Consider the following 10,874-nt stretch of genomic DNA (forward strand, 5'->3'; position numbering starts at 1 on the left):
GTCAGATAGGACTCATCTGACTAGTTTTCATTAAGAAAAAAGTAAAATCTGGTGAAACTATTTGTGGTGTGAATTTAGCCTTAATCTATTTATGGTTTAAATTTTCGCCTAGCTCGTTAAAGTAGTGATATTTTACTTTTTAAAATTGAATGCAGGGAAAATCAGCAGTGTTCGGTAGTCGTTTTGAAGATATCAATTTCAAAGGGGATGTATTTGGCGGGGTAACCACGGCGATTATCTCTCTCCCTCTGGCGTTAGCGTTTGGTGTTGCATCCGGAGCCGGTGCTGAGGCCGGCCTTTGGGGGGCAATAATGGTCGGTTTGTTTGCCTCGTTATTTGGTGGTTCTAATACGTTAATATCAGAACCGACAGGGCCAATGACGGTAATCATGACCGCAGTATTAACCAGTATGATGGCGAAATACCCAGAAACGGGCATGGCTATGACTTTCACGGTTGTCATGATGGCTGGAGCGTTCCAAATCCTATTGGGGACGTTAAAACTGGGTAAATACGTTACCTTGATGCCTTACAGCGTTATTTCTGGGTTTATGTCTGGCATAGGTGTGATTCTTATCATTCTGCAGTTATCGCCTTTGATGGGGCATGCTGCGCCTTCAGGGGGAGTACTCGGAACGTTATCTGCTTTGCCGGAGACCATTTCTAACCTTAAGTTCAGTGAGTTGTTTTTGGGACTACTGACTTTGGGGATTCTTTTTTTCTTCCCTAAGCAATATCGTAAATACGTTCCTGCACAGCTCGTGGCATTGGTCGCGGTGACTTTATTGTCTGTGATTCTCTTTGATACAGAAGATATTCGTCGTATCGGTGAAATTCCTGCTGGGTTACCTTCTCTCGTCGCCCCTTATATTGACACAGATATGTTTGTCGAGATGGTCATTGATGCATTAGTGCTCGGCACGTTAGGTTGTATTGATACTTTGTTAACGGCGGTTATCGGTGACTCATTAACTCGTAAAGAACACGACTCAGATAAAGAGCTGCGAGGTCAAGGGTTAGCTAACATGATCTCTGGCTTGTTTGGTGCGCTGCCGGGGGCGGGAGCTACCATGGGGACGGTAACGAATATCCAAGTTGGGGCTCGTTCGCCATTATCTGGTGTGATTCGCGCACTAATGTTGGCGTTGGTTGTACTGGTTGCTGGTGGGCTAACAGAGCCAATCCCGATGGCTGTGTTAGCAGGCATTGCGGTGTATGTTGGCTTTAACATCCTAGACTGGAGCTTTATTCAGAGGGCACATAAGGTAAGCTTTTCCGGAATGGCGGTGATGTATGGCGTTATGTTGCTTACAGTATTCGTTGATCTTATCGTTGCGGTGGGTTTAGGCGTCTTTATCTCGAACATTATCATCATCGAGCGTTTGAGCCGAGAGCAGGCGCGACAAGTAAAAGCGATCAGCGACGCGGATGAAGATGATGTGCCGCTGACTGACAGCGAGCGTGGTTTGTTGGATCGTGCTAATGGTAAAGTGCTGTTCTTTTATCTTTCCGGTCCGATGATCTTTAGTGTTTCTAAAGCCATTTCACGTCAGCACTCTAGTATTTCGGACTATGACGTGATGATTCTCGATCTTACGGATGTACCAATGATTGATGTAACCGTCGGTTTGGCGTTAGAGAATGCGATTAAGGATGCTCTCGATGCCAATTGTGCCGTGTATTTATTATGCCCGAATGAGCGAACACGAGAACAGCTAGAGAAATTCCATGTGATTGACCTTGTCCCGGATGAAAATATGTACCAATTCCGTTACGAAGCATTGAATGCGGCGGTGGCACATGTTGAGGCAGACCAGTATCAGCGCATAACGGCGTAATCATTCTGACAGTTAAAAACGCAACAGTTTCCTGTTGCGTTTTTTTATGCTCTATTTTGTCTTACTTAGAGATAACCTTTACGAGGTAAGGGTTATATTTCCAATATTATCGAAAGGTTTATTTGTAATCATCGTTATTCAACGATAAACTGATGGACCTCCAGTACGATACCCAAGGCGATTTTGTAGTAAACCGCTGCTAAATATGAGTCGGTATTAGTAATCACAAACAAACGGCAATCAAGACCTTATGTACGCATTAGAAATTGAACAATTGCGCAAGACGTATGCAGGTGGCTTTGAGGCGTTAAAAGGTATAAGTCTCCAAGTGAAAAAGGGTGACTTCTACGCGCTTCTGGGTCCCAATGGTGCAGGAAAATCGACCACGATTGGCATCATTTCCTCCTTAGTGAATAAAACCTCCGGAACGACGAAAGTTTTCGGTTATGACATTGATACCGACCTCGAATTGGCCAAGCAGAATTTAGGCTTGGTGCCACAGGAGTTCAACTTCAACCAGTTTGAAACCGTTGAGCAAATTGTGATGCAGCAAGCTGGCTATTACGGTGTGTCTAAAGTATTAGCCAAAGAAAGAGCAGAAAAATACCTGAAAAAATTGGATTTATGGGAAAAACGCCAAGAGCGTGCTCGTAACCTATCCGGTGGGATGAAGCGTCGTTTAATGATCGCAAGAGCTTTGATGCACGAGCCGCAATTACTCATTTTAGATGAACCAACGGCTGGAGTGGATATTGAACTACGCCGCTCAATGTGGGGGTTTCTGAAAGAGATCAACCAAGAGCAAGGAATTACGATTATTTTAACGACACACTACCTAGAAGAAGCGGAGATGCTGTGTCGAAATATCGGCATTATTAATCGTGGTGAGCTGATTGAAAATACCACCATGAAGGCGTTACTAGGTAAGCTAAGCGTCGAGACATTTATCTTGGATATTGAGTCAGAAGTCGAGGTGCCTGAGCTTGAAGGTGTTAATCGACAAAGTATTGTTGATGGCTCTTTAGAGATAGAACTAGATAAGAGCCAAGGATTGAATTCGGTATTCAGTCAGTTAACAGAGCATGGCATTAAAGTTCTCTCAATGCGTAACAAAGCCAACCGACTTGAAGAGTTGTTTGTCAGCATTGTAAGAGAGGGGAGTAATTAAATGTACGGTTTATATTGGACGGCATTTCGCAGCTTGCTGAGCAAAGAAGTCACTCGTTTTACACGTATTTGGGTGCAAACCTTAGTGCCGCCAGCCATTACGATGACGTTGTACTTCATCATTTTCGGCAATCTTATTGGCTCTCGAATTGGTGAGATGAGCGGCTTTAGTTACATGGAGTACATTGTTCCAGGTTTGATCATGATGTCGGTGATCACTAACTCATACTCGAACGTGGCGTCGTCATTCTTTAGTGCAAAGCTACAGAAGAATATTGAAGAACTGCTGGTGGCACCGGTACCAAACTATGTGATTATTGCTGGCTATGTGATGGGCGGCGTGACTCGAGGTTTGTTGGTCGGTGCAATTGTTACTTGTGTGTCACTTTTGTTCGTTGATTTGCAAGTGGAGCACTGGGGCATTATTGTCGCGACTGTCTTCATGACGTCGGTGGTATTTGCTCTCGGTGGCTTGATCAATGCGGTTTACGCAAAAACGTTTGATGATATTTCGATCATCCCTACGTTTGTATTGACTCCTTTAACTTACTTGGGAGGAGTCTTTTATTCGATCAGTCTGCTGCCTGAATTTTGGCAAGGCGTTTCTAAGATCAACCCAATCGTCTACATGGTGAATGCGTTCCGCTACGGCTTTTTAGGTGTCTCGGATGTGGGCATTGTCACTTCATTTAGTGTACTTGCAGTGTTTGTTGTTGCACTGTATGCCATTGCGCATTATCTAGTAACCAAAGGGATTGGGCTAAGAAGCTAAGCCATTCTCATAAAGCAAAGAGCGGCGATTCACGCTGCTCTTTCGCGTGCATAACAATACATACCCATACAATTTTTCGGTTTTTATCATGGTAGGTTTCAATCATTTGTAATAAATGAGTGATCCTATGAATATTGTCCCGCCGCCGCCTTTCTCCTATCAGTTACTTAAGCCCAAATATTGGTCTGTATGGCTGGCATTTGGATCTTTAGCGATTCTTGTTAATGTACTGCCATACGTAGTATTGCGAATCTTAGGTAGAAGCATCGGCTGTATTGCGATGCATGTAATGAAGCGCCGACACAAGATCGCTCTGCGTAATCTCCAGCTGTGTTTCCCTGATTTTACGGATTGGCAATGTAAGGACGTAGTACGAAAAAACTTTCAATATACTGGAATGGCGATCATCGAAACCGGTATCGCTTGGTTTTGGCCAGATTGGCGGATACGTCGGATAACCTCTATTGTTGGAAAAGATCGTTTACTCGCTGAGGAAAATAATGGACGTGGTGTGTTGGTGGTGTGCAGTCACCATTTAAACTTGGAGATAACCGCTCGTATTTTTAGCCAGTTTGCCCAAGGTTATGGCGTTTATCGCCCAAATTCGAATCCTGCTTATGAGTTTATTCAACATCGAGGTCGAACTCGTTTTGGACATCAAATGATTGATCGAAAAGACGTGAAATCAATGCTCAAAGTTCTGAAGAATGGTCATCGACTTTGGTATTTGCCCGACCATGATTATGGCGTTAGCCATTCTGTTTTTGCGCCGTTTTTTGCTGTTGAACAAGCGGCGAGTACCGTCGGGTCTAGTGTTCTCATTGATGCAACAAAGTGCGCGGTTATATCTGGCGTTACAGTGAGTAAAAATCACCATTACACGCTGTACATTGGAAAAGACATTAGCGAGCGTTTCGAGAGACGTAATGCGGTTAAAGCGGCAAGCATCTTGAACCAAGAGCTTGAGAAAATGATAAAACGTGATATTCCAGCGTGGATGTGGCTGCACAAGCGGTTTAAAACTCGCCCTGAAGGGTTAGATTGCGTCTATACGTAGAGTATAAAAAAGGTCGACTAAGAGTCGACCTTTTTACTTTTATGACTCAGAGCTTACTCTGCGCTCTCTGAGTTTGTATTGTTAGATTCAGCTTCTTCCTTCGCTTCGACAACCATATCTACCGTTTGGTTATCGATAAGACGAGCTTTGCCTAGGAACGCAGACATCAGAATGACAGCTTGTGTCGTTTCTGGTGTGATCACTTGTAATGTACGAGCATCACGAATGAAGATCTCATCAGGGTGCAGACCTGCAGCTCGAAGTTGGTCGCTTGCATCTTCGATGATCGATGCGTAGTCATCGCGGCCACCGCGAATGGCACTACTGATCCAACGCATTGTACGAGCAAGTACAGGAGCACGTTGACGCTCGTCCAGCGTAAGCAAGCCATTGCGTGAACTCATTGCTAAACCGTCCATTTCACGTACGGTTGGTACACCGATGATTTCAATGTCCATTGCTAGGTCATCAACCATCTTGCGGATAACAGCAAGTTGTTGGAAGTCCTTCTCGCCGAAGCACGCGACATCCGGTTGTACGATGTTAAACAGCTTATTCACAATCGTCGTCACGCCACGGAAATGACCTGGTCGAGACGCGCCTTCGAGAATTGTTGATAGGCCAGGGACATCGACGAAGGTTTGCTTATCCAGACCTTCTGGGTAGATAACTTCTGGTGTTGGCGTAAATACCACATCGACCCCTTCAGAGGTTAACTTGCTTAAGTCTTCCTCTAGCGTGCGTGGGTAATTATTTAAATCGTCTGCACGATCAAACTGCATCGGATTAACAAAGATGCTTACGACAACGATATCAGCGTATTCGCGTGCTTTACGCACTAAAGTTAAGTGGCCTTCGTGAAGGTTGCCCATGGTAGGGACAAACGCCACTTTACGACCTTCACGTTTAAAGGTTTTAAGGTGTTCACGAACTGCTGAGATTTCCGCAAAAGTTTGCATGCATTTATCCTCTAGGCAATGGTATGAGCGTCGTCTGGGAATACACCGTTGGCTACATCTTCAATGTATTTAGTAACGGCTTTGCGCATATCACCTGTTTCAGCAAGAAAGTTTTTGGAGAATTTCGGCATGTAGTTGGCAGAAATACCAAACATATCATGCATTACGAGAATTTGACCATCTGTTACGTTACCTGCACCAATACCGATAACAGGAACGTCAAGCACTTGCGTAATACGTTCAGCAAGCTCAGCTGGTACGCATTCTAGTAAGACGATTTGAGCGCCTGCTTCTTGCAGCGCTAATGCGTCTTTTACCATGCGGTCTGCTTTTTCTTGATCGCGACCTTGGATTTTGTAACCACCAAAAATATTAACAGCTTGAGGAGTTAAACCAAGATGAGCACAAACTGGAACTGATCGTTCAGTGAGCATTTTCACCGTGTCGAAAAGCCAGTCACCACCTTCAATTTTTACCATATTGGCACCAGCACGCATCAGTTTAGCCGCATTTTCGCAAGCTTGCTCTGGGGTGGTGTAGCTCATGAATGGCATGTCTGCCATCAACAAACAATTTGGGCTACCAGCGCGTACGCAACGAGTATGGTAAGCGATATCATCGACCGTTACTGGTAGAGTATCGTTGTGACCTTGCAAAACCATACCTAGAGAATCACCGACAAGAAGTACTGGCATTTCTTGGCTTTCAAACAGTTGGGCAAAGCTCGCATCATAAGCGGTTGAAGTAGCAAATTTACGACCTTCTTGCTTCCACTTGATTAGGTCGTTGATGGTCATTTTTTTCATGGTTTTATCCTTACTAGGAGTTGGCTATGACTGCCAGATACTGAGGCCGTTTCTATCTACTTGTTCCAGTAGTTTAGAGACCTCGGTCCCATCAGGGAGTTGTAAACTTGGTGCAATTTCCGCAAGAGGGTAGAGTACGAATTCACGCTCTTTCATTCCATAATGAGGAACGATCAGCCTCTCGGAATTAATCACCTCATTGCCATAAAGCACAATGTCGAGGTCCAAGGTTCTTGGTCCCCAGCGTTCGTCTTTACGGACACGCCCTTGTTCTTGCTCTATAGCTTGTGTGCAATTGAGCAATTCAATAGGCGTCAAACTGGTGTTAATAGACACAACCGCATTGATGTAATCCGGTTGGTTTTGTGGCCCCATTGGCGTGCTGCTGTATAGCGAAGAAGCTTGAACAAACTCTGATTTAGGCAGCGTTTTTAATGCTTCAATCGCTTGCTTCGCTTGGCTGACAGGATCAGCCAAGTTACTGCCTACCGCAATGTACGCTGTAATCATGATTTGGGCTTACTCTTTTTCTTGCGATAAGTTTTACGGCGGCGCTGGCCTGTTTTCGGTGATTGACCGTCTAAGTCGGCAGCCATTGCTTGACGCATTTCTCGGCCTGCATTTTGAAAAGTTTCCCACCACTTGGCAAGCTTCTGAGTGTCACCACCTTCAATTTCACCGCGCATTTCAAGAAAATCAAAGCCAGCTCTAAATTTATTGAGCTCCATAAGACGGAATGCGCGTTTACCGTTACGTCGTGGAAGACGAAGCTGTAACTGCCAAATCTCGCGAATGGTTGCGGTGTGGCGTCTTGGAATGGCAATTGTGCGAACTTGCTCGTCAAGAATGATGTTGCTCGCTTCCATAATGGCGTCGTAATGGCCTAAGTTGCGCTCTTCCATCAGTTCATCGGCTTTCGCACACAGTGGGTACCACAGCATTGCAGCAAACATAAATGCTGGATTGATGCGTTTCCCATCTTCGATGCGCATGTCGGTAGAATCTAGGACAAGATCCAACATCTGCTCAGTGTGAGAGGAGTAATCTTCTGTAAAGTGCGCTGCAATCGTCGGGAATAGTTGCTGGAATAGGTTGTACTCACGCAGTAGGTGGTAGGTTTCTAAGCCATGACCGGATTGCAATAATTTGAGTGACTCTTCAAAAAGACGCGCTGACGGAATGTCACCGAGCAACGGTGCCATGTGTTCGATTGGCGCTGCGGTGTCTTCTTCAATATCAAAGTCTAGTTTTACCGCGAAACGAACCGCACGCAGCATGCGCACAGGGTCTTCACGGTAGCGTGTTTCTGGATCACCAATAAGTCGAATTAGGCGATCTTCTAAATCTTCAATACCACGTGCGTAGTCGTGAATCGAGTAATCTGCGATGTTGTAGTACATCGAGTTAATCGTGAAATCACGGCGCTCAGCATCTTCATCGATGGTGCCGTAGACGTTGTCACGCAGCAGCATACCCTCTTTTGATTGCTGAGAAATGCTCTTATTCTTTTGCTCTTGGTGGTGACCACGGAATGTCGCAACCTCAATGATGTCTCGGCCAAACATAATATGAGCCAAGCGGAAGCGGCGACCAATCAAACGGCAGTTACGAAATAGCTGTTTGATCTGTTCCGGCGTTGCGTTGGTCGCAATGTCAAAATCTTTTGGTTTTTGTCCAAGCAGTAAGTCTCGAACCCCGCCACCCACAAGAAAAGCATCGAAACCAGCACCATTTAGGCGGTACAGTACCTTCAGCGCATTATCACTGATCTGCTTACGCGAAATGTTGTGCTCTTCACGAGTTATTACATTGAGAGCGAGCTCTGGAATTGTGGCAGGTTCGCTTGGTGTATAGTCGTTTGTATTCATGTGCATCTGGCAATAACTGGGTTTAATCCAATCTTGCTTTGGTTAGTTTTATACGCCTCTAGGGCCTAATTTGCGGCTAATGATAGCCTACACAATGCCATTTGAGAATCACGGTGTGATCTCGATCTCTGCTGGAAGCTGTTCCAACCGCCAGTTTTCGCAGCCCCAACGAAGAATATCTTCTATGTTGGCCGCCCTTACGGTTTCAGGTATCTCGAAACCTAAAAATGTCATGGCGCGCAATAGAGTAGGTTTTGGTGTATCTATATCAATAGCCGTCGCGTGATTTTGTTTCGACAATTTATTGCCGTTGTTGTCCATCGCCAATGGTAAATGCAAGTAGCTAACTTCAGGCTGACCAAGTATTTGGTACAGGCTAATTTGACGCCCTGTCGGCTCGATTAAGTCTGCACCTCGCACGACTTCTGTGACGCCTTGGTCGATGTCGTCCAATACTACCGCAAGATTATAAGCAAATAATCCATCTCGACGTTTAATAATGAAATCTTCATTAACGAGTTGCTCTGGAATAGTAATGGTTCCCCGCTTTTGGTCGAGGAAATGAGCGACAGGCTTGGTCATTTTTAGGCGAATCGCGCCTTCTTTCAAGTTTTTATCGCGGCAAGTGCCAGGATAAAAACCGCCATGCTCTTTAATTTGCTTACGAGTACATTGGCAATAATAGGCTTCTCCATTTTCGAGCCATTTGTTTATTTGAGCTTGGTAAAGGTCGTGACGTTCGCTCTGGTATACCACTTCTCCATCCCAATGCAGCTGATAGGCCTTGAGTGCCTCTAGGATAAGTTGCGCTGCACCTGGCATTTCTCTTGGTGGGTCTAAGTCCTCAATACGTACTAACCAAGCTCCGTTTTGTGCTTTCGCTTGAAAATAACTGCCAAGAGCGGCAATCAGTGAACCAAAATGCAGTGGACCTGAAGGAGATGGGGCGAATCGACCTACATAGCGTGTCATGCGTGTATCTCGAATTTAGTAAACAAATAGGGTGCGAAGATAGCCAAAACAAAAAGGGAGCCTGAGCTCCCTTCAACAATCATAATGCTGGGTGATTAACCTTGCATTTGCTTCTCTTTGATTTCTGCAAGTGTTTTACAGTCAATACAAAGGTCAGCGGTTGGACGTGCTTCAAGACGGCGAACGCCAATCTCTACGCCACAAGACTCACAGAAGCCAAAATCGTCTTCTTTGATTTTATCCAAAGTCTTTTCAATCTTCTTGATCAAACGGCGTTCGCGGTCACGGTTACGCAGTTCTAGGCTGAACTCTTCCTCTTGAGAGGCGCGGTCAACTGGATCTGGGAAGTTTGCTGCTTCGTCCTGCATGTGGTGAACAGTACGATCCACTTCAGCTCTTAGCTGGTCGCGCCAAGCTGTTAAGATTTTCGTAAAGTGTTCAACCTGCTCTGGTGACATGTACTCTTCACCAGGTTTTTCCTGATATGGCTCCACGCCGGCAATGGCTAGGATGCCTATCGTTTTCTTCTTTGATTCTGGCATACAGCATCTCCTACTTACACCTAGTCAACTGCTACGCAGTCAATTTAAGGCGGGTATCTATAGCAAAAAGAGGCGGTGCAAGCAAATACTGAATCGCAAAGTTATCGTCAATGTGAAGACGACATCATTTTTTCTCTTAATTGATAAAATCAATAGCGGAAATCAGCTTCATTCCAGTATCGCTCAGTTCAGCTTTGTAGCAGAGAACTTCCACTCCAGCGTCTTGTGCTTGTTTGAGTAATAGTGAATATTTCGCGTCTATATGGTGCGCCGCGGATACTTTTTCAATACCTGAATGTAAAACAGTGAATAAAAGTATGGCCCTACTTCCATTTTGTGCCATTTCTGTGAGCTCTCTCAGGTGTTTTTGTCCCCGAGTCGTGACCGCATCTGGGAAGTATCCTTGTCCAGTAGAGTCGGTCTCATCAAGAAGAGTGACGCTTTTCACTTCTATATAGCACTTTGGCTTGTCGTCTGCGCTGAGCAAGATATCAATTCGGCTATTTTCATTACCGTATTTCACCTCAGTTTGAAGTGTGTCATAACCATAAAGCTCTGAAATGACATTATTTTCAATAGCCTCTACGGCTAATTGATTGGCACGCGCGGTGTTGATACAAATACGGTGGCCTTGTTCGGTCTCACTCAACTCCCAACTATTGGGGTATTTTCGTTTCGGGTTGTCGGAAGTAGAAAACCAAACTTTGTTTCCGGGTGTTGCACAACCCGTCATTGCACCTGTATTTGCGCAGTGGATTGTACGGATTTCACCAGTATCGAGCTCGATATCGGCAAGAAAGCGTTTATAGCGTTTGAGTAGAGTGGCGGACTCTAAAGCGGGTGTGAAATGCATTTGCTTATTTAGACAAAAAATTTTTTATGTACAATGTTGC

General features: G+C 45.0%; 11 protein-coding genes. 4 read left to right on the plus strand and 7 right to left on the minus strand.

Going from position 1 to position 10,874, the window contains the following annotated elements:
* Positions 1-167 precede the first annotated feature (167 nt).
* The 4 genes from J4N40_RS03250 (at position 168) to J4N40_RS03265 (ending at position 4,834) form a co-directional block, all read left to right on the plus strand.
* Positions 168-1,838 (plus strand): SulP family inorganic anion transporter, encoded by a 1,671-nt coding sequence (locus J4N40_RS03250; protein ID WP_005379997.1) that lies wholly within the window; start codon positions 168-170, stop codon positions 1,836-1,838.
* Between the two features lie 250 nt (positions 1,839-2,088).
* On the plus strand, positions 2,089-3,006 hold the full coding sequence (locus J4N40_RS03255) for an ABC transporter ATP-binding protein (RefSeq protein ID WP_005380000.1): 918 nt from the start codon (positions 2,089-2,091) through the stop codon (positions 3,004-3,006).
* Complete coding sequence (locus J4N40_RS03260; protein WP_005386598.1) at positions 3,007-3,777, plus strand: ABC transporter permease; 771 nt, start codon at positions 3,007-3,009, stop codon at positions 3,775-3,777.
* A 127-nt stretch (positions 3,778-3,904) separates the two neighbouring features.
* Positions 3,905-4,834 (plus strand): Kdo(2)-lipid IV(A) acyltransferase, encoded by a 930-nt coding sequence (locus J4N40_RS03265; RefSeq protein WP_104975578.1) that lies wholly within the window; start codon positions 3,905-3,907, stop codon positions 4,832-4,834.
* Positions 4,835-4,887: 53 nt separating this feature from the next.
* On the opposite strand, the gene panC is transcribed toward J4N40_RS03265, so the two are convergent.
* From panC to sfsA, 7 genes are all read right to left on the minus strand, one after another.
* Positions 4,888-5,793, minus strand: a complete 906-nt coding sequence (panC, locus tag J4N40_RS03270; protein WP_005380005.1) for a pantoate--beta-alanine ligase — start codon at positions 5,791-5,793, stop codon at positions 4,888-4,890.
* 11 nt (positions 5,794-5,804) lie between these two features.
* The gene (panB, locus tag J4N40_RS03275) at positions 5,805-6,599 is read right to left on the minus strand and encodes a 3-methyl-2-oxobutanoate hydroxymethyltransferase (RefSeq protein ID WP_115386278.1); all 795 of its coding nucleotides are present in this window, start codon (positions 6,597-6,599) and stop codon (positions 5,805-5,807) included.
* Between the two features lie 24 nt (positions 6,600-6,623).
* On the minus strand, positions 6,624-7,109 hold the full coding sequence (gene folK / locus J4N40_RS03280) for a 2-amino-4-hydroxy-6-hydroxymethyldihydropteridine diphosphokinase (RefSeq protein ID WP_005380007.1): 486 nt from the start codon (positions 7,107-7,109) through the stop codon (positions 6,624-6,626).
* Positions 7,106-8,473, minus strand: coding sequence for a polynucleotide adenylyltransferase PcnB (gene pcnB / locus J4N40_RS03285; RefSeq protein WP_005386589.1), 1,368 nt, complete (start codon positions 8,471-8,473; stop codon positions 7,106-7,108). Before pcnB ends, folK begins: the two co-directional genes overlap by 4 nt.
* A gap of 102 nt (positions 8,474-8,575) precedes the next feature.
* A complete protein-coding gene (gene gluQRS / locus J4N40_RS03290) occupies positions 8,576-9,439 on the minus strand; it encodes a tRNA glutamyl-Q(34) synthetase GluQRS (protein WP_104975576.1) in 864 nt (287 codons plus the stop codon).
* Positions 9,440-9,534: 95 nt separating this feature from the next.
* Positions 9,535-9,981, minus strand: a complete 447-nt coding sequence (dksA, locus tag J4N40_RS03295) for an RNA polymerase-binding protein DksA (RefSeq protein ID WP_005386584.1) — start codon at positions 9,979-9,981, stop codon at positions 9,535-9,537.
* Positions 9,982-10,117: 136 nt separating this feature from the next.
* Positions 10,118-10,834: a DNA/RNA nuclease SfsA gene (gene sfsA, locus J4N40_RS03300; RefSeq protein ID WP_005380023.1), complete on the minus strand. Its 717-nt coding sequence runs from the start codon at positions 10,832-10,834 to the stop codon at positions 10,118-10,120.
* Positions 10,835-10,874: the final 40 nt, after the last annotated feature.

This window comes from Vibrio sp. SCSIO 43097 (assembly GCF_023650755.1).
GTDB classification, from domain to species: Bacteria; Pseudomonadota; Gammaproteobacteria; order Enterobacterales; family Vibrionaceae; genus Vibrio; species Vibrio alginolyticus.